Raw genomic sequence first — 18848 nt, forward strand, 5'->3', positions numbered from 1 at the left:
TCTAGTCCTCGGCCGGTTGCGGCGTCACCCGTTGTCCGGGCAGGAAAGAGGCCAGCGGCGTGATCGCGATCCGATAAGGGCCACTGCCTTCAGGTGCCGAGATCGTCAGCTTGTCGCCAGATCGAAACAGAATGTCTGGCGCCAATCGCATGAGCATGTCCTCCACATCGACGATCCAGACATGGCCCGCCCGTGTCAGCGCGGATTCCGGTATGGTGAGCGTGTCGGCAATTGTGCGGCCCTCAATAGCCACCTGTACAAAGTCACCGGCAAGGATGGTCTCGGTGGGATTGATGACATCGAGAAAAAGGCGACGTTGCCGGGTCTGCGGGTCCAGAAACCCGCCGCCTTGCCGGATACGCGCCTCGCCAATCGGTGCACCGTCCCGACGCTTCAAGACCACCCGCTGGCCGGCAACGGGATGGTCAAGCAGCGCCCATTCGGCCTGTCCCAGTTCGACTGTCATCTCATACTGACGGTCATCAGAGAGATGGACGAGCGCTTCGCCTGCGGAGACCGTTTGGCCGAGGCTTACCATTCGCACAGTGATGAACCCGGAAAACGGAGCCATCACAACGGTATCAGCCAGTTGGCGTTGCGCGGCCTCCAGCTGCGCTTCGGCCGAAGCCACAGTGCGCTCGGCGATATGCAGTTCTGGCAGCCGCAATGCGAGATCGTTGGGCGGTTCGGTGCCTGTTCGTTCGAACTCCCGGCGCGCGAGCAGCACAGCGTTTTGCGCGCGCCAGAGCGACAACTTGGCTTCTTCCAGGCTCAGTTCGGCAGCCGCAACGGCGGTCTCGTACTGCGTTCTTTCGATCGCGAACAGAGGCGTGCCAGCTGCGACACGTTCGCCAGCCAGTGCCGTATCATGAACCACGGTGATCCGGCCGGCGACGGCACTCCGGATCTCCGCATCCCAGCGTGGGCGCAGTTCGGCAAAGGCTGAAATGGTTGCCGTCGTATCGGCAGGTGCGACTTCGAGAAAGGTTACGGTCGGCGCCGGCGCGGGCGCATCTTTCACTGTCACATTGGCGGTATCATCGGTCTCCACAAGGAGTACGACAACGGCGGCCAGGATCGCCACGGCAAGAGCGATCCAGAGCCAACGGCGATTGGGCCTGGACGATAACTGAGTGGTGGGATCGCTCATGTCTGTCCCCGTCTCCTCGCCGGTACGATTACCAAGTCGCTTGCCCTGTTTGATGGCAGGTCATATATATTATGAACGATCGTTCGTTCAATATAGAATGTGAGGATTTGTGTCCGACAAGCCGACCGAAAAGGAAACAAAACGCGACAAGGCGGCAGCGCGGCGGCGCGAGAAAATCCTCGAAGCCGCAATGATGTGTTTCATCGAAAACGGCTATCATCAGACCGGTGTGCGCGACATTGCCAGGCGTGCCGGCGTCAGCCTTGGCAATCTCTACAATCATTTCTCGGGCAAACATGACGTGCTGGTCGAGATCGCAGCTCTGGAACGCGACGAGCTTGATCCATTCCTGGACCTGCTCGCCGAGCCCGCACCCGCGCCGAAAACACTAGATAACTTCGTCACAGCCTACGCGAACTATCTGGCCAAACCAGAGAACGTCATCCTCACGATCGAAGTATCCAGCGAAGCGGTGCGCAAACCCGATATTGGCGAATTGTTTGTCGCCAACCGCAAGGAGCTGACAGCGGCATTGGCATTGGTGATCACGCGCGGAGCGGACGACGGAGATTTTCGCGCGAACCTCGATGCAGATGAGGCCGCCCAGCTCGTCATTGACCTCATCGACGCCAGCGCTTACCGCACCGTGCTCGGTGAAGCGGCCATGCGCCATGTACTGGGTGGATTGAAGGACTTCATCACAGCATCTCTACGGCCCTGAACTCAGCATCGACGGCAGCGCGGGCACCGTCGTAGCGAAGGTGTCCGCCGACGCCATGGCGCAATACTACCTCCGGTCCTAGGCGACCAGAAGCTGCTTGCGTTCGGCGCGTTCCTGCTGCGGCGACTTGGAATAGACCTCGCGGTAGCATTTGGAAAAATGCGAGGCGGAAACGAAGCCGCAGGCGATCGCCACCTCGACGACCGGCATTGATGACTGGATCAACAAATGGCGGGCGCGGTCAAGGCGGATTTCCAGATAATAGCGGGCCGGCGAACGGCCCATCTCCTGGCGGAACAGGCGCTCGATCTGGCGGCGCGAAAGGCCGACATGAGCGGCGATCTCGAGCAGCGACAGCGGTTCGGAAAGGTTCGATTCCATCAGTTCGATGATTGTCAGCACCTTGGCGTTCTGCACGCCGAGGCGGGCGCGCAAGGGCAGGCGCTGCCGGTCGGTCGGGCTGCGCACACGATCCGTCAGCACCATCTCGCAGATGCGGTTGACGGTGTTGTCGTCGAAATCGTCGCCGATCAGCGACAGCATCATGTCGAGCGAGGCGGTGCCGCCGGCGCAGGTGTAGACATTACCGTCGATCTCAAAAAGGTCTGAGAAGACCGAGACCTGCGGAAACGCCTCCTGGAAGCCTGGCAGGTTTTCCCAGTGGATGGCGCAACGCTTGCCGGTCAGGAGGCCGGCAGTGCCGAGCGTGTGAGCGCCAGTGCACAGGCCGCCGATCTTGACGCTGCGGTTGTGCTCCTCGCGCAGCCAGGCCGAGAGCGACTTGGAGTTGTGTTGCTCGACATTCAAGCCGCCGCAAACAAAGACGATGCTTGGCCGGTGCTGGCCGAGCATCAGCTTGCGTTCTTCTTCGATGGAGGTGCCGACAGAAACCGTCACACCATTGGATGCGGTGACGGGCTGGCCGTCATGGCTTGCCAGACGCCAGCTATAGGCGTCGTAGCCAAGCGCACGGTTCGCGGAGCGCAAGGGCTCCAGCGCCGCGGTGAACGCGATCATCGTGAATTCCGGCATCAGGTAGAAAACAATTGTTTTCCGAAGAGCGGCCTCGTCCGTCATCTCAGTGTATATGCTCCAGTGCGGACCGTTGGTCCACTTTCTCTATTAGAGGAAGAAGATCAGCAACGCGCAGGTGCGTCAAACGAAACCTGCACTTGGATTTGACCTGTGCAGCCTGCTTCAACTTCGCGCGCGACGTCCCCCCTCGCGGCGCCGGCGACCGCCGACTGCTGCCCCATCGCCTGCGGCGGCCACTGTCTTGCGGGGCGGCAAGGTCACGGCCTTGGCCAATTCGGGGAAGGGATCGGTCTTGTTGGGCAGCGCCATCGCAGCCACGAAATGGTCCTGGAATTTCGCTTCCAGCGCGGTCTCGATCTTTTCGATATTGCGCACGGCGGTTTCGATTTCACGGCGGAAATCGCGGTTGATCAGCGCCATGCGGGCGCCTGTGCCCGCGGCGTTGCCGACCGCCGAAACCTTGTCCAGATCGCAATCCGGGATCAGGCCCAGCACCATGGCGTATTTCGGATCGATGAAGGAACCGAACGCGCCGGCAAAGCGGATCTGACCGACCCGGGCGATGTCCAGCTTGTCCATCAGGAGCTTGATGCCGGCATAAAGCGCGGCCTTGGCGAGCTGGATGGCGCGAACATCGTTCTGGGTAACGGTCAGGCGCGGCGCGCCGTCATGCAGCACATAGGAGAAGGTGCGGCCATCGGCGACGATGCGCGGCGATTTTTCGGCAAGCGCGCCATCGACCACGCCGTCCTCGGAGATGATGCCGGCGAGAAACATCTCGGCGATGACCTCGATGATGGCCGAACCGCAGATACCGGTGATGCCGGTCGCCTCGACACTCTCTGCAAAACCTTCCTCGTCCGACCACAGTTCCGAGCCGATGACGCGGAACTTCGGCTCCAGCGTCGCGGGATCGATGCGCACCCGCTCGATGGCGCCCGGAGCGGCGCGCTGGCCGGACGAAATCTCCGCGCCCTCAAAGGCCGGGCCGGTCGGCGAGGAGGCGGCAACGACGCGGTTCGAATTGCCGAGCACGATTTCCGCATTGGTGCCGACATCGACCAGCAGCATCATGTCGTCCTGGCGATGCGGGCCTTCCGACAGGGTCGCGGCGGCGGCGTCGGCGCCGACATGGCCGGCGATGCAGGGAATGACATAAACCCGGCAGCCCTTGTTGGCGGCAAGGCCGAGATCGCCGGCCCAGGTGTGGACGGCGCCGGACACAGCCAACGCGAAAGGCGCGCCGCCGAGCTCGGTCGGATCGATGCCGAGGAACAGGTGATGCATGATCGGGTTGCCGACGAATACCGCGTCGAGCACATTGCCGCGGTCGACCATGCTGTCGGCACAGACCTGGCCAATCAACCCGTCGACCGCCTCGCGCACGGCGCTCGTCATGGCTTCGCGGCCATCCGGGTTCATCATCACATAGGAGACCCGGCTCATCAGGTCTTCGCCGAAACGGATCTGCGGGTTGGATGTGCCGGCCGACGCGATCACCTGGCCGGACAGGAGCGACACCAGATGCATGGCGATGGTCGTCGAACCGATGTCGCAGGCGATCCCGTAGGCCTCGTTGTGCAGGCCCGGCCACAGCGCGATCAGGCTCGGGCGGCCGGTTTCTTCGTCCTGGTGGATGGCGGCAGTGACCTTCCAACCGCCCTTGCGCAGTATGCTCTGGACTTCCGGGAACAGGTACTGGTCGACCAGAATGTGGGAGAAGCCCCAATCGGCCTCGATCGCCACTTTCAGCCGGTCGAGATCGCCGAGCGGCTTGTGCATGTCGGGTTCCTCGACCTCGACATAGCACAGCTGGACCGCCGGCTTGCGCTCGAAGACGCGGGTGTCGGCGGCCTTGCGGACGATCTGTGCATTGACCTGCACGTCCTGCGGGATGTCGACGACCAGATCGCCCTGTATCGTCGCCGAGCAAGACAGGCGGCGCCCGGGCTTCAGATCGCGCTTGTCGGCGTAGCGCTGTTCCTTGGCCCCGAATTCGGAGATGTGGTCGTTCGACGAGGTGATGCCGTGCTTGGCGAACTGGCCTTCCTGCACTTCGATCTGGCAGCGTCCGCAGATGCCGCGGCCGCCGCAGACGCTCTCGACATAGACGCCCAATTCGCGGGCGGCGTCGAGAACCGGCGTACCGGCGGGAAAGCGTCCGCGCTTTCCCGAAGGCATGAACAGGACGAGGGGATCGGTCATCGCCTCGATTATGCCCGCGCGCGGGCGGCGCGTCCGCCGCGGCGACGGCCGCCAGCGTCACCGCCCGATGCCGGAGCGGTTGCCGCCGGAGCCGGTGCGCCCGGCGCATGCGGCTGATAGTCCTTGTAGGTACGGATCCAGGTCATGCAGTCGGGGTCGGTGCCGTTCAGCACATTGGCGGCGCGTACGGCCTCCATTTCTTGCGGGCGGCAGGGGTTCATGATCGCCGATGTCATGCCGGCGCCGATCACCATCGGAATGAAGCCGGCATTGATGCCGTGGCGATGCGGCAGGCCGAACGATATGTTGGACAGGCCGCAGGTGGTGTTGACCTTCAGTTCCTCGCGCAAGCGGCGCAAAAGCGCGAAGACCTGCTGGCCGGCGGTGCCCATCGCACCGATCGGCATGACCAGCGGGTCGACCACGATGTCATGCGACGGAATGCCGAAATCGGCGGCGCGTTCGACGATTTTCTTGGCGACTTCGAAGCGGACATCCGGGTCCTCGGAAATGCCGGTCTCGTCGTTGGAGATGGCGACAACCGGGACATCGTATTTCTTGATCAACGGCAGGATCGCTTCGAGCTTTTCTTCCTCGCCGGTCACCGAATTCACCAGCGGGCGGCCCTTGGCCACTTCAAGCGCAGCTTCGATGGCGGCGGTCACGGACGAGTCGATCGACAGCGGCACGTCGACAAGTTCCTGGACGATTTCCATCGTCTTGACCAGCAGCGCCGGCTCCGTGGCGTTGGGGTCGACTGCTGTCACGCCCGCGTTTACGTCGAGCATGGTGGCGCCGGCGGCGACCTGCTCGAGCGCATCCTTGCGCACGGTGTCGAAATTGCCCTCGACCATCTCGGCGGCGAGTTTCTTGCGGCCGGTCGGGTTGATGCGTTCGCCGATGACGCAGAAGGGCTGGTCGAAACCGATCACGATTTCGCGGGTCGCGGATGCAACGACTGTACGGGTCATATCGTCCTCATTTTTGATATAAAGAATTCTTTATATCGTTATGTGTTTGGGTTCAAGGGCGAGGGCACGCGCGTTCAGCTCGTCCGTTCCTCGATGATTTCCTGCGGTGTCACGCCTTCTTCCGGATTGAGGATTTCCTCAAGCCGTTCGGCGACGATCGGTTCGTCATAGCGCACTTCGCGGGTCCACGGCCGGCGCCCCTTGAGCGCATCGGATTCCGAAACGATCTCCGCGACAAATTCTTCCTGCCGGTAGGCCATGACGTGAATGCCGGAAACGCCTTCGATATCCTTCACTTCGTTGATGATATCGATGCACAGGCGCTTGCCTTCCTCCTTCTGCTTTTCCGCGCCCTCCAGCCGCTTGATGACGGCGTCCGGGATGTGAATGCCCGGTACGTTGGAGCGGATCCAGCGGGCTGTCTTGGCAGAGGCGAGGGGGCCGACGCCGGCCATGATGTAGCACTTCTCGTGCAGGCCCATGTCGCGCACGCGCTTCATGTACTCCTTGAACATCGGCACGTCGAAGCAATACTGGCTCTGCACAAACTGCGCGCCGGCCTCGATCTTCTTGGCCAGCCGGTGCGGGCGAAAATCGAAGGGCGGAGCGAAGGGGTTGATCGCCGCGCCGAGGAACACGTTCGGCGGCGAGGTGATCTTGCGGCCCGACAGGAAGCGGCTTTCATCGCGCATGATGCGCACCGTCTCGAGCAGCGACATGCTGTCGAGATCGAAGACCGGCTTTGCGCCGGGCTGGTCGCCGGCCTGCACGCCGTCGCCGGTCAGGCAGAGGATGTTGGCCACGCCCATCGCGGCTGCGCCAAGCACATCGCCCTGGATGGCGATGCGGTTTTTGTCGCGGCAGGAAATCTGCAGGACGGGCGCATAGCCCATGCGGGTCAGGAGCGAGCAGATGCCGACCGAGGACATGTGGCAGTTGGCACCCGAAGCATCCACCGCGTTGATCGCGTCGACCCAGCCGTCGAACACAGCGGCGCGCTCGTAGACATCGTTCGGATTGGCGGAATCCGGCGGGTTGAGCTCGGTCGTCACCGCGAATTCGCCGCGGCGCAGCACGCGTTCCAAGCGGCCAAGCGAGGAGTGATCCTCTTGGGGTTCGAGCGGCTGATCGATGCCGGACGGATTCTCGTCCGGCTGGGGTGGGCGTCCGTTGGAATCGCTTGTCATGATCCTTTCGCCTCCTCGCGCTCGGCGGCGGCTTGCGCGGTGACGCGCAGCCAGGACGAAGTTTCGCGCAGTGACTGGTTAACTGGCGGCTGGACGTTCATGATCGCGTCGCCGTCCCGCATGCGCTGCGCGCCGGACCACGCCTGGACCCAAACGCAGGGCATATCCGGTTCGACCTCGCAATTTCCATTGGCGCGCACCCCGCCGCACGGGCCGTTGCGCAGCTGTTTCGGGCAATTCATGGGACAAGACATGCCGGTCGACGACAGGACACACATGCCGCACATGCGGCAATCGAACAAAAGGCCCTTCACGCCGCGTTCGACGAATGTCACCGGGCGTTCTGCGCGGTGGTAGCCAACCGCCTTCCAGAACGGATCGAGCGCCAGGAACAGGTTGGCGAAGTGCTCGTAAAACCACTCCAGAAAGCGCGCATTGCGCACTGACCAGCGGCGGATCGTATAGGTCTTTCGCTCGCGGCGGGCCGGCGTCAGGTGCGCTGGCTGGAATGCACCCTTTTGCGCCGACTTTTTCTGCATCGCCTCCGGCGAGCTGCCCGGCTTGGTCCGCTTGTCGATCAGCGTCTTAGCCATCGCTGCGCCCCTCGGCCTTGACCAGCGCCTTCAGCGCCGCGTCGTCGAATTGCGCAAGGATGTCCTCGACCGCACGATCTGCTTCGGCTTCCATGTCGTCGCCGACAGCAACCGGGTCGCCACGCCGCCATTCGGCCAGATAGGCGTCGGAATCGCGGGCGCCGACGCGCATTGCGCACATGTCGATTGCTTCCGTGAATCGCAGTGGCAATTCCCGTTTGACGGCCTTGCGACCCTGTTTCACGATCACTTGGGCGGGAATGTCACGCCAATATACGATTATCTTGTTGGGCACGGCTGTCCTCCATGGAGATTCAGCAATGCAGCAAGCAGGTTTCGGCGGCTTGTTGGCGGACGACGCGCGTCAATTCAAAAACGACGCAACAAAGCAGAGAGGCCGCGGAGCTTGTCTTTTGCCGGCCTAGAAACCGAACCAGGTGTGCGCTGCGGCCCCGGCGACCAGCACGACGCCGATCATGATGGCGATGGATACAATGCCGGTTCCGATGCCGATGGCGAGTACCAGGCCGTCGCGCTCCGACAGCGCGATGCCGCAGATCGCGACAGCAAGGGCCGGCAGCCAGTTGCCGAAGGGTATCGGGATGACCACGGCAATCCCGAACAACAGCGCTATCAGGCCGACGGTCTTTTCGCCGCTCTTGATGCTCGGAAACGGCCAGTAGCGTGGCTTGACCCAGTTCTCCATGCGCTCCAGGAACGGGATCAGCCAGGTCGTCATGCGGTCGAAGGCATTGCGGCTAAGAGAGCGCCGCAGGAACCAGCGCGGCAGCCAGACCGTCGGGTAGCCGAAGACCATCTGCAAAGCGACCAGCACGATCGGGACACCGAGAACGACCGTCGAGCCCGGCGGGAAGGGCAGCATGTTGATGCAAGCGGTAAAGACGAGGAATGTCGCGAAGCTGCGGTCGGCGAGAGCACTACGGATACAGCGAACCGAAACCGTGCCACGCGCCTCGGCCGCCATCGCGCGCAACACCTCCGACAACAGCCTCGGCTGGCTGCAAGGATGCGCCTCTGCGGATGTCCCGTAGGGATCAGGCTGCTGTTGCAACATCTCGTTTACAAGGCTCACGCAAACTCTCAGACACCTGTCTCGTCAATGCTCTACACTAAAACTCAAATGCGACGAATTGGTTTACGATTGTGGCGTTTTTGCTGCCGTCCCCGCCGTCTTCAAGGCCGGCGTAAGATCACCATAGCCTGTGTACTTGTGCTCGTATCGCAATCCCAGTGCGGAGGCCGCCTTGCGCGCTTTTTCGGCAAGCTCCGGCTCGGCGGTCTGCGCCAGATACAGTAACCGATCATAGTTGCCGAAATACATCTCGCGCAGTTCGGGATGCCGGTCCAGACCGAGCGGCCGCATTAAAAATGTGTCGAAATGGCGGGCGAGGAAATCGGTCATGAAGAATGTCGTGAGGAACTCGTCATCGGTAGCGGCGAACTCGGCATTGCCGAAGTAAAACGAGAAACAGTGCGGCCCGGCGATCCGGTCGACCCCGTGTCTCTCGCAGACCTCGTCGAGCATGCCGCCGGTTCCACAATCGGCGTAACCCATGAAGATATTGCTGTAACCGTCTTTTTTTGCTTTTAGAATCGCGGCTTCTGCCGCGGGGGCGATTTTGTGGGGATGATGATGAAAGTCTGCGGGCAGACAGGTGAGCGAAATGTGATCGAGACCGTTGGCGCGGCAAATGTCGAGGATCTCGCGCGCGATCATGCCGCAAGCAATGACCCTGACTTTTTCCGGTTCGACCGTCATGACCTTCAGTCTTTCTCAATCGGATACATTTAGTCATGGATGAGGGATTTGCCTATGGCGGAAAGAACGCGCCAGGCCGAGGGGGACGCGGAAAGCGTCCGGGAACGGGATGAAGACGCCAGAGCTATCGATCATTTTGCCCGCCTATAACGAGGCAAAGAACATTCCGCTGATCGCCGGTAAAATTGCCGACGCTATGCAGGGATTGGCCTACGAAGTCATTGTCGTCGACGATGACAGTCCGGACGGTACGTCGGCGGTGACCCGCCAACTGGCCTTCGAGCGTCCCGAAGTTCGCTGTATCCGCCGCATCGGGCGGCGCGGCCTGTCAGGCGCCTGCATCGAGGGCATGATGGCGTCGCAAGCACCGGTCGTCGCGGTCATGGACGCCGACATGCAGCACGACGAGACCCGGCTGCCGGTGATGCTGGAGCAGATCCGAAACGGCGCCGATCTGGTGATCGGCAGCCGCTATGTCGATGGCGGCAACGCGACATCCGGCTTTCAGAAGAAAACCCGCGCCAAGGGCAGCGAACTGGCAACAGCATTGGCCAACCGCATCACCGGCGATTTCACCTCCGATCCGATGAGCGGCTTTTTCATGATGAAGCGTGACCTGGCCGACACTGCCGCGGCTTCGATTTCGCGCGACGGATTCAAGATCCTGTTCGATATCGTCAGCCGCTTCGGGCGCAACCTGAAGATCGTCGAGGTTCCGTTCCAGTTCCGCGAGCGCATGGAAGGCGAGAGCAAACTTGGCTTTCTCGTGACCGTGCAGTTTCTCGGTCTTTTGTTTTCGCGCTACACCGGCGGCTTCCTGCCGGTGAAATTCCTGCTTTACGGGTTGGTCGGTTTTTCCGGTCTGTTCGTGCACATGGCGACGCTGTTCGCCTTCACCGATCTGCTTGGTGTCGACTTTGCGATCTCGCAGTTCGTCGCGACATTCGCTGCGATGACCTCGAACTTCGTCTTCAACAACGAAGTCACCTACCGGCATCGCCGCCTGACCGGCTTGCGGTTCGTGACCGGGCTGGCCACTTTCTACGTGGTCTGCGGTATTGGTGCTTTGGCCAATGTGTCGATTGCGGTGCAGCTATTCGAGTGGGACTGGTCGGCCGGCCTTGCGGGTTTCGCCGGCGCTCTGATGAGCGCGGTGTTCAATTATGCCGTGACCAAGCTGGTGACCTGGCGCGATACCTGATCAGCGGGTCCGTTCCACCGGAACTGCAATGATGACGAAACGCGTATGCGAACCGGAGGGCATGGACAGGAGGCTCGGCTCGCCCGTCTCGCGGTAACCGTGGTTTTGCAGATTGGTCCGGAACTTTTCCAGCGTTTCGCCGGTTCGGTTGGCCGCGCCCGGATGAATGGCAATAGCCGAACTCCCGCCCGTGTCGGTCAGGAACTGGAAATGCCGCGGGTCGGTCAGCGGCCGGATTATCACATCGGGTCCGAGCGCGTGGCCCACCTTGCCCGCGATGTGCCAGTCCCGCGTGACGACGAGCTTCGGCGCGCCCAGTTGTGGCCAAGTGGTCGCGAGCGCCGACCAGTCCTGCAACTGCCAGTCGACATCGAACTGCGGCGGCAGGTTCGCGAAGGGGCGGGTGAAGAGGGCGTAACGCGCCTGAAGGCCGACCACCAGCGCCAGCACCGGAATGACGATCCACGATGCGCGCCATGCGGCCAGCAGCGCCCAGCGATGGCGGTCCGCCACCCGAGCCGCCCAGGCGCCGGCGAGCGCGAAGCCGAACAGAAATCCGCTCATTGCCCAGTGGGGCAGGGAGTTCCGGCTGATCAGTGCGGCGGCGAGGAACAGGATTGCCGGCAGGATCGCCAGCCAGCCGAACAGCCGGTCAGCGGTGGCCTGCGGGCGCGCAACCCCGTTTGTCGCCATCCAGACGACAATGATCCAGGTGCCCGGAAGAAGATAGGCCATCTGGCCGACCAGCGTGACGGCGAAGTTGCCGGGTTCGAAACCTGGCGAGGCGGCGCCGGACCGCGCTGCCTGAAAGCCGATCGACACCCAGTCATGGGCTGCATTCCAGGCGACAACGGGGACGAGACCGAGCGCGCCGAGGGCAAGCGAGCCCCAAAGCGCCGGCGCGGCGAACAGCCGGCGATGCGGCGGACTGACCAGCAGGAAGGCGAGCGCGGAAAGGCCGAACAGCCCGGCTTGGTACTTGGAGGCGAGTGCCACGGCAAAGCAAAGGCCGGCCGCCAGCCAGCGGACGGTGCGTAGCGATCGTTCGGGCATGAGCAGGTCCGGCAGCACGAGGCGCAGCGTGGCCAGCAGCGCCAGGTTGAGCGGTCCGTCGGGAACGATGAAATGGCCGGCGGAAATCAGGAAGAAGGGGGCGACCGAATACCAGGCCAGTGCCCACCACGCGGCACGCGCGCCAAATGCGATGCGGGTCACATCCCAGATCAGCCATCCGCAAAGCGAACCGGCGAGCACGAAAGGCAGGCGAATGACAAAGACGTTTTCGCTGCCGGCCAGCCACGCAACGAGCCGCGCAATGGTGAAGCCGACAGGCGGATGATCGAAATAGGACAGCGACCAGCTGCGCGAAACCGTGATCGCGTAGGCTTCGTCGATCATCGCCGGATAGATCCACGCCGTTGCAAGCCGCAGCAGCAGGAAACCGGCGATCAGGAGGAGCGCGTCGCGCGCAGTGGGCTCAGCCTTGGCGGCGCGGTCGAAGGTAAGCATTTACTTTCTTCAACCGCGATTCCGCGTTTCCGGCAAGCTCAGAAACGTTGGGTCAACAGAATGTCCCGGATCAGGCCGTAGCCATCTGGTTGTGTCTGCGCTTCATGAATTCCTTGGCGGTCTCCACCGCGACAGCGGCGTCGCGGCAATAGGCGTCCGCGCCAACGGCCTTGCCGAACTCCTCGTTCAGCGGTGCGCCGCCGACGAGAACCACATAGTCGTCGCGAATTCCCTTCTCGCGCATCGTATCGATGACCACCTTCATGTAGGGCATGGTCGTGGTCAAAAGCGCCGACATGCCGAGAATGTCCGGCTGTTCCTTCTCGAGTGCCTCGAGGTAGTTCTCGACCGGATTGTTGATGCCGATGTCGACGACGTCGAAGCCGGCGCCTTCCATCATCATGCCGACGAGGTTCTTGCCGATGTCGTGGATGTCGCCCTTGACGGTGCCGATGACCATCTTGCCGAGCTTCGGCGCGCCGGTTTCGGCGAGCAACGGACGCAGGATGGACATGCCGGCCTTCATGGCATTCGCCGAAAGCAGCACCTCCGGCACGAACAGGATGCCATCGCGGAAATCTTCGCCGACGATCCGCATGCCTTCGACCAGCGCGTCGGTCAGCACATTATACGGTGCCCAGCCGCGCTCCAGAAGGATGTTCGTTCCTTCGAGGATCTCTTCCTTGAGACCGTCGTAAAGGTCGTCATGCATCTGCTGCACGAGTTCGTCGTCCGAAAGCTCGGATAGAATGATTTCGTCGTCGGACATTGCGTCGTCTCATCTCCAATGCACGCAGGGGACGCTGCGCGTCCCCAAGGTAGTCGATAGTGGAACGAAAATCTTGAAAAAAACGCGCCAATTGCGACGGCGTCGAATGCTTTTGCGACCGGAAAAGCCCGCGCCGCCGGTCACCTTGGGACATGTAAGCCTATCCCGCCAGCGTCAAAGCCTGCCGCGAATTGAAACGCTTGCGACCCGGCCGAGCCGCATTCTTGACGAAACGATTGCGAGGAGACGCCTTTCGAGGCGCTTGAGGATACCAATGTCAGACATCTCTTCCGATGAAACCGTCGAGGGTGCGCGCGGCCGCGGACGCGGCGGACGAAGGGCTTCGGGCGGCGCAGCGGCGCGGCGTGCGGCGCGCGGCAGCGGTCAGCGCGGTCCGGCCATGCCGTATATCACGCGGCGCGTCCCGGTCTTCGAAGTGCTGGACGAAGAGGCGCTTTCGATCATCGAAGCCAACGCCGACACCGTGCTCGAGGAAGTCGGCATAGAGTTTCGCGACGATGAAGAGGCGCTCGCGCTCTGGAAGGATGCCGGTGCCGACGTCAGGGGACAACGGGTGCATTTTCCGAAGGGCCTGTGCCGCGAGTTGCTGAAGACAGCGCCCTCGACCTTCACCCAGCAGGCGCGCAACCCGGAACGCAGCGTGCAGATTGGCGGCAACGCGACCGTTTTCGCGCCGGTTTACGGCCCACCCTTCGTCCGCGACCTCGACGGTGAGCGGCGCTACGCGACCATCGAGGACTTCCGCAACATCGTGAAGCTCGCCTATCTGGCGCCGTCGATGCACCATTCGGGCGGCACGGTGTGCGAGCCGGTGGACATCCCGGTCAACAAGCGCCATCTCGACATGGTCTACAGCCACATGACGTTGTCAGACAAACCCTTCATGGGGTCGGTCACCGCGCCGGAGCGCGCCGAAGACACCGTCGAGATGTGCAAGATTCTGTTTGGCGCCGACTATGTCGACAACAACACGGTGGTCATCAACCTGATCAACGCCAACTCGCCGATGGTGTTCGACGACACCATGCTCGGCGCGGCCAAGGTGTATGCGCGCAACAACCAGGCCTGCATCGTCTCGCCGTTCATCCTGGCTGGTGCGATGAGCCCGGTGACCATTGCTGGCACGCTGACACAGGTGCTTGCCGAAGTGCTGGCGGGCGCATCGTTCACGCAGCTTGTGCGCCCCGGTGCGCCGGTTCTGTTCGGGACGTTTGCCGCTTCGATCTCCATGCAGTCGGGTGCGCCGACTTTCGGCACGCCGGAGCCGTCGCTGGTTTCCTACGGCGCGGCGCAGCTCGCGCGGCGGCTCGGACTGCCGTTCCGTACCGGCGGATCGCTGTGCGGTTCCAAGCTGCCGGATGCCCAGGCCGCCCATGAAAGCGCGGCGACGCTCAGCATGACGCTTCTGGCCGGCACCAACTTCGCCCTGCATTCGGCGGGCTGGCTCGAAGGCGGGCTGGTCACGTCCTACGACAAGTTCATGATCGACATCGACCAGTTGGGCATGCAGCAGCGCTTTGCCGAGGGCGTTGACCTGAGCGAGAACGGCCAGGCGATGGACGCCATCCGCGAGGTTGGACCCGGCAGCCACTTCCTCGGTTGCGATCACACACGCGCGAATTTCGAGCACGCCTTCTACCGGTCGCTGGTCGCCGACAACAACTCCTTCGAGCAATGGGACATCGAGGGTCGCAAGACCGCCGACCAGCGGGCCAATGCCCTGGCCCGGCAGTGGCTGGAAAGCTACGAGGCACCCGCCATCGATCCGGCCATCGACGAGGCGCTGCAGGCATTCATTCGGGAGCGCAAGGACTCCATGCCCGACGCCTTTGGCTGAAGGAAGCCCGCTGATGGCCGGGCTAAAGTGGCCGATATGATCCACAAGGCGGTCTGGCGCTCTGGCCTGGCCGGCGAGGGCGATGAACGTTAGCGATCTCGCCGCCGAACTGGCGCGCCACGGATTGATCCTGCGCGGCGGTTTCGCATTCGGCGTCGGCGAGGCCGCGCCGCTTGCCGCTGACGGCAGGGCTGCGCGCGCTGTTGCGCTGGTCGGGCATGGCGGCGGGTCGATCTGGCCACATTTCTCGCAATGGCTCGCCGGCTGCAAGCAGGTGCCAACCGACCCGCTCGACCGATGGTCGAAAGAGGTGCTTGAGGCTGTCGCCAGCCGGTTTGCGGCGCGCGCCGTGTTCCCGTCCGACAAACCCTATATGCCGTTCCAGTCATGGGCGATGCGGGCCGAAGGCCTGAAGTCATCGCCGCTCGGCATCCTCATGCATCCGCAATTCGGGCTGTGGCACGCTTATCGCGGCGCACTGCTTTTCGACCGCGAGATCGCGCTTGAAGCGCCTGAGGCGTCACCGCATCTCTGCGACCTATGTGACGGAAAAGACTGCATGAAGGCCTGTCCGGCGGATGCGGTCTCCAAGGCCGGGCTCGATATTGGCCGATGCCGTGTGCACCTTGCTTCGCCGGCCGGCGCCGGCTGTGTGAATGGCGGGTGTGCGGCGCGCGCGGCCTGTCCGCACGATGGCTACCGATATGGCGCGGAGCAGCTGGCGTTCCACATGGCTGCCTATCTCAACTCGATCGCGGCAAGCTGACCAAAAGCCCCTCTAGCGCCCGCGCCAGGGCAGCATCCGGTCCGGGGTTGCGTCGAATCGGGCCTGCCAGCGTTCGACACGCAGCATGTCGAAGACGATCGCAAGGATCGCCGGCAAGATGAACAGCACCATCCAGGCCGCTGTGACCAGCCCCATCAGGACGGTCGCCACAAACGGCGCCACGGCTTCAGCCTGGGGACCGGGGGACAAGTAAAATGGCATCAGGCCCAGCACCACCGCCAGCGTTGTGGCGGTCAGCGGGCGTAGCCGGTCGCGGGCGGCCGCGATGGCGGCGGTCGCGGGATTGCCGAACTCCAGATGCCCGCGGAAACTCGCGATCATCTGGGCCGAGTTCCCGGTTGTCAGTATTGCAAGCGCTGCGAGACCGGCCAGCGCCGGTATCGACAGGGACATCCCGAAAATGATGTGGCCGACAAGGCCGCCAAGCATGGCGAAGGGAACGGCGAGCGTGACCGCAGCTGCGAGGAAAAGGCTGCGGAACAGCACGGCAAAGACGAAAAAGACCGCAACCAGGCCGGCGAGCGGCATGGCTGCGAACAAGAGCGGAGTTTCGGCGGGGGTGCCTGAAGTGTCATCGACCGCGATGCGCAGTCCCGGATTTCGGCTCTCCATGTCGTCGGCGATTCCGCCGCGGATCAGTGCTGCCAGTTTTGCAGGGTTCGTCTGCTTGCGATCGACTTCGACCACAATATGCGAAACGAAACCCTGGCCGCGCCTGACCAGTTGCGGGTAGCCGTCGACGGTCTGCATCGTCACCAGATCGGCGAGCGCCCTGGTGCCCGCACTAGTCTCCACCGGAAAGGCGTCGAGGTCGTCAAGCGCGAAGCCTGTTCCCGCCGGCAGGGCGATCGCGGAACCGGATGGGCGCAGGCTGGCGGCGCCCGGATCGGCTAATCCCGCACGCAGCTGTTTGGCGATCTCGCCCGGCGCAAGCCCGAGCGTGCGTGCGTAATCGTTCGGCCGCAACTCGACTTCCGGGCGTGGCCCCGGAAAGTCCGTCCGTGCCTGACGTATGCCGCCGAGGGCCGCAACAGCGTGCAGCAATTCGGCATTTGCGCGGTCGATCTGCTCCGGATCGTCGCCGGACAGCATAATGCGGAGACTGTTCATTCCCGCAAGGCCATCGATTGTGGAAATTGTGAGCGAGCGGGTGTCGGGGAGCGGACCGGCGGCCTGGCGCCAGGCCGCGATCAGTTCGCCGGAGGAGGCGTTGCGCGCCGCCTCTTCGAGCAGTTCCACCGTAATCGTGGCGACGTGAGCGCCGCCGGCATGGAAGTCTTCATTGACCGCATACCTGACGAGGACATGCTCGACCAGCGGCTGGCGGTCCTCGGTGCGCAGCGTATAGCGGGAATCAACCTTGTCGAGCGCGGTGAGCAATTGGTCGACGGCAGCTTCGGCTTGCTCTTGCGAACTGCTTGCCGTCAGCGCCAGGCGGGCTTCCAGCGTGTCACCCTGCGGTGGCGGGAATGTCTCAAACCGCGCCACGCCGGCCGTGACCATGCCCGCGCATGCGATGGTGATCGCGGCCGACGTACCCACCGCCAAATAGCGCCAGCCGACGGAAAGCGAGACCAGCGGCATGAGTGTTCCTCCGCCGATCGCGGCGACGGCGCGGACCGAAAGCCGGCGGTCCGGGTCGTAGGTTTCCTGCGGATGGAACAGGTGGTTCGGCAAGATCAGGCCAGCGACAGCGAGATTGATCGCCAGCAGGCCGAACAGAATGATCGCCAGCGATCCGAGCATCGCGCTGAACGCGCCATCCGAGAAGACGACCGGTGTAAGCAGGCATAAACCGACCGCAAATGCGCCGCCTAGGCCGGGCAGGGCGCTGCGGGCACCGTTCAGTGCGGCGGCGGCGGGTGCGGCCTTGTTTCGCCAGACCGCGATGCTGTCGGCGACGGCCACATTGCCATCGATTATGGCCACGGCAGCAGCCAGAAGCGCCAGCAAGGCGACGGGATTGAACGGGATTCCCGTTGCGTACATCGCAAGAACACCGGCAAAGAAGACGGTGGGAAACGTCAGCGCGATGCGAAACGCGTCGTCGGCGCGGAAGAACAGCCACAGAACAGCCAGCGCCAGCGCAAGACCGACGGCCGTGTTGCGCACGGTCTGCGCGACAAAGGCGCGGATTGTGTCGGCTTCGCCGCCAAGCACGGCAATCGCAAACGGCTCGTCATACTTGACGCGCTCGCCCTCCAGAACGGCATCGACTGCAGCCAAGGTGCGGACAGCATCGCCTTTCCTGGTCTTTGCAAGCCGGATCACGGCGGCGGGCGCACCGTCGATCGTGGTAACAAGGTGTGGATCGCTCGGTGCCCACGCGATGTCGGCGACATCGCCGAGATGCACTATGCCGCCGGATTGCGCGCGCCGGATCACGAGTTCTTCCAGCTCGCCGGCCTCGCCGCTCGCATAGGCGAAGCGGGCGATGTCGCCGCTGCTGGTGCGCGGCAGCGGGCGCAATGTATCGACTGTATCGACGACTTCGGCCGCCGACAGTCCGAGGCGGCGCAGATCGTCGGGGCGCATGTCCACGCGCAATTCGCTTTGCGTCAGGCCTTCTACTTTTGCCGCGCCGACGCCGGAGATCGCCTCGAGACGGCTTGCCAGCGTCGTTACATAGTCAAGCAGGCCATTGTTTGTGGGCACGCCGGTAACGGCGAGCAGCGCCAGCGTGTCACCGCCGGCCCCCGGCGCACCGACGCGTATTCTGGCACCGGCCGGGAGATCGTCGACACGCGCGAGCGCGTCGGAGAGGTTATCGGCAGATTCCGATCCATCTTCGCGCTTGACCAGCCTTGCCGAGATCATCGCTTGGCCGTCGATGGAAACGCAATTCAGTTCAGCCGGAGCGGAGACGCCGGTCAAAGCGGTCCGCAGTCTCTGACAGATTTTGGCGTCGATCTCGCTGGCGTGCGCGCCGGGGTGATCGATGGCCGCAAGCACTGTCTCGCGCGGCGATGCGGGAAGCGTTTCGCGGTCGATGCCGAGAATGGCGACTGCGCCTAGGACAAGCAAGGCGACCGTCAGCAGGCTGGCCGCATGCGGATGCCGGACGAAATAGCCGATCATCGGG

16 protein-coding genes are annotated in these 18848 nt (G+C 63.2%); 4 read left to right on the forward strand and 12 right to left on the reverse strand.

Annotated elements, in window-relative coordinates:
- Window position 1: 1 nt before the first annotated feature.
- Entirely contained in the window at window positions 2–1150 is a 1149-nt protein-coding gene (locus tag ACO06R_RS07900; RefSeq protein WP_421858180.1) for an efflux RND transporter periplasmic adaptor subunit, read from the reverse strand.
- Window positions 1151–1259: 109 nt separating this feature from the next.
- On the opposite strand from ACO06R_RS07900, the gene ACO06R_RS07905 reads away from it, so the two are divergent.
- On the forward strand, window positions 1260–1871 hold the full coding sequence (locus ACO06R_RS07905; protein ID WP_421858182.1) for a TetR/AcrR family transcriptional regulator: 612 nt from the start codon (window positions 1260–1262) through the stop codon (window positions 1869–1871).
- A 78-nt stretch (window positions 1872–1949) separates the two neighbouring features.
- Here ACO06R_RS07905 and ACO06R_RS07910 read toward each other — a convergent pair whose 3' ends face one another.
- The 8 genes from ACO06R_RS07910 to ACO06R_RS07945 all read right to left on the reverse strand — a co-directional run bounded on the left by ACO06R_RS07910 (window position 1950) and on the right by ACO06R_RS07945 (window position 9642).
- Complete coding sequence (locus tag ACO06R_RS07910) at window positions 1950–2948, reverse strand: GlxA family transcriptional regulator (RefSeq protein WP_421858185.1); 999 nt, start codon at window positions 2946–2948, stop codon at window positions 1950–1952.
- 120 nt (window positions 2949–3068) lie between these two features.
- On the reverse strand, window positions 3069–5111 hold the full coding sequence (locus ACO06R_RS07915; protein WP_421858188.1) for an ASKHA domain-containing protein: 2043 nt from the start codon (window positions 5109–5111) through the stop codon (window positions 3069–3071).
- Window positions 5112–5119: 8 nt separating this feature from the next.
- Window positions 5120–6082 (reverse strand): methyltetrahydrofolate cobalamin methyltransferase, encoded by a 963-nt coding sequence (locus ACO06R_RS07920; protein ID WP_421858191.1) that lies wholly within the window; start codon window positions 6080–6082, stop codon window positions 5120–5122.
- A 74-nt stretch (window positions 6083–6156) separates the two neighbouring features.
- Window positions 6157–7269: a methylenetetrahydrofolate reductase gene (locus ACO06R_RS07925; RefSeq protein WP_421858194.1), complete on the reverse strand. Its 1113-nt coding sequence runs from the start codon at window positions 7267–7269 to the stop codon at window positions 6157–6159.
- Complete coding sequence (locus ACO06R_RS07930; protein ID WP_421859275.1) at window positions 7266–7808, reverse strand: methylenetetrahydrofolate reductase C-terminal domain-containing protein; 543 nt, start codon at window positions 7806–7808, stop codon at window positions 7266–7268. The genes ACO06R_RS07925 and ACO06R_RS07930 overlap by 4 nt, the downstream gene beginning before the upstream one ends.
- 46 nt (window positions 7809–7854) lie before the next feature.
- On the reverse strand, window positions 7855–8157 hold the full coding sequence (locus tag ACO06R_RS07935) for a virulence factor (protein ID WP_421858196.1): 303 nt from the start codon (window positions 8155–8157) through the stop codon (window positions 7855–7857).
- A 126-nt stretch (window positions 8158–8283) separates the two neighbouring features.
- Entirely contained in the window at window positions 8284–8955 is a 672-nt protein-coding gene (locus tag ACO06R_RS07940) for an exopolysaccharide biosynthesis protein (RefSeq protein ID WP_421858199.1), read from the reverse strand.
- 63 nt (window positions 8956–9018) lie between these two features.
- Window positions 9019–9642: a DUF1638 domain-containing protein gene (locus ACO06R_RS07945; protein ID WP_421858201.1), complete on the reverse strand. Its 624-nt coding sequence runs from the start codon at window positions 9640–9642 to the stop codon at window positions 9019–9021.
- Window positions 9643–9751: 109 nt separating this feature from the next.
- Between ACO06R_RS07945 and ACO06R_RS07950 the strand changes: the two genes are divergently transcribed.
- Window positions 9752–10843 (forward strand): glycosyltransferase, encoded by a 1092-nt coding sequence (locus tag ACO06R_RS07950; protein ID WP_421858204.1) that lies wholly within the window; start codon window positions 9752–9754, stop codon window positions 10841–10843.
- Here ACO06R_RS07950 and ACO06R_RS07955 read toward each other — a convergent pair whose 3' ends face one another.
- Together ACO06R_RS07955 and ACO06R_RS07960 are read right to left on the reverse strand one after the other, a co-directional pair.
- Complete coding sequence (locus tag ACO06R_RS07955) at window positions 10844–12352, reverse strand: glycosyltransferase family 39 protein (protein ID WP_421858207.1); 1509 nt, start codon at window positions 12350–12352, stop codon at window positions 10844–10846.
- 70 nt (window positions 12353–12422) lie between these two features.
- The gene (locus tag ACO06R_RS07960; RefSeq protein WP_421858210.1) at window positions 12423–13121 is read right to left on the reverse strand and encodes a corrinoid protein; all 699 of its coding nucleotides are present in this window, start codon (window positions 13119–13121) and stop codon (window positions 12423–12425) included.
- A gap of 274 nt (window positions 13122–13395) precedes the next feature.
- Between ACO06R_RS07960 and ACO06R_RS07965 the strand changes: the two genes are divergently transcribed.
- On the forward strand, window positions 13396–14979 hold the full coding sequence (locus ACO06R_RS07965) for a trimethylamine methyltransferase family protein (RefSeq protein WP_421858213.1): 1584 nt from the start codon (window positions 13396–13398) through the stop codon (window positions 14977–14979).
- A gap of 82 nt (window positions 14980–15061) precedes the next feature.
- Window positions 15062–15745, forward strand: a complete 684-nt coding sequence (locus tag ACO06R_RS07970; RefSeq protein WP_421858215.1) for a hypothetical protein — start codon at window positions 15062–15064, stop codon at window positions 15743–15745.
- Between the two features lie 12 nt (window positions 15746–15757).
- Here the strand turns inward: ACO06R_RS07970 and ACO06R_RS07975 are convergent, their stop codons facing one another.
- The gene (locus ACO06R_RS07975; protein ID WP_421858218.1) at window positions 15758–18844 is read right to left on the reverse strand and encodes an efflux RND transporter permease subunit; all 3087 of its coding nucleotides are present in this window, start codon (window positions 18842–18844) and stop codon (window positions 15758–15760) included.
- Window positions 18845–18848 lie beyond the last annotated feature (4 nt).

The organism is Oricola sp. (assembly GCF_965230365.1).
Taxonomy (GTDB): domain Bacteria; phylum Pseudomonadota; class Alphaproteobacteria; order Rhizobiales; family Rhizobiaceae; genus Oricola.

Bases quoted from the DNA above. Each gene is read 5' to 3' on its own strand.
- ACO06R_RS07900 (WP_421858180.1), bottom strand. From the start codon at position 1,150: ATGAGCGATCCCACCACTCAGTTATCGTCCAGGCCCAATCGCCGTTGG.
- ACO06R_RS07910 (WP_421858185.1), bottom strand. From the start codon at position 2,948: ATGACGGACGAGGCCGCTCTTCGGAAAACAATTGTTTTCTACCTGATG.
- ACO06R_RS07915 (WP_421858188.1), bottom strand. From the start codon at position 5,111: ATGACCGATCCCCTCGTCCTGTTCATGCCTTCGGGAAAGCGCGGACGC.
- ACO06R_RS07920 (WP_421858191.1), bottom strand. From the start codon at position 6,082: ATGACCCGTACAGTCGTTGCATCCGCGACCCGCGAAATCGTGATCGGT.
- ACO06R_RS07925 (WP_421858194.1), bottom strand. From the start codon at position 7,269: ATGACAAGCGATTCCAACGGACGCCCACCCCAGCCGGACGAGAATCCG.
- ACO06R_RS07930 (WP_421859275.1), bottom strand. From the start codon at position 7,808: ATGCAGAAAAAGTCGGCGCAAAAGGGTGCATTCCAGCCAGCGCACCTG.
- ACO06R_RS07945 (WP_421858201.1), bottom strand. From the start codon at position 9,642: ATGACGGTCGAACCGGAAAAAGTCAGGGTCATTGCTTGCGGCATGATC.
- ACO06R_RS07950 (WP_421858204.1), top strand. From the start codon at position 9,752: ATGAAGACGCCAGAGCTATCGATCATTTTGCCCGCCTATAACGAGGCA.
- ACO06R_RS07955 (WP_421858207.1), bottom strand. From the start codon at position 12,352: ATGCTTACCTTCGACCGCGCCGCCAAGGCTGAGCCCACTGCGCGCGAC.
- ACO06R_RS07960 (WP_421858210.1), bottom strand. From the start codon at position 13,121: ATGTCCGACGACGAAATCATTCTATCCGAGCTTTCGGACGACGAACTC.
- ACO06R_RS07965 (WP_421858213.1), top strand. From the start codon at position 13,396: ATGTCAGACATCTCTTCCGATGAAACCGTCGAGGGTGCGCGCGGCCGC.
- ACO06R_RS07970 (WP_421858215.1), top strand. From the start codon at position 15,062: ATGAACGTTAGCGATCTCGCCGCCGAACTGGCGCGCCACGGATTGATC.
- ACO06R_RS07975 (WP_421858218.1), bottom strand. From the start codon at position 18,844: ATGATCGGCTATTTCGTCCGGCATCCGCATGCGGCCAGCCTGCTGACG.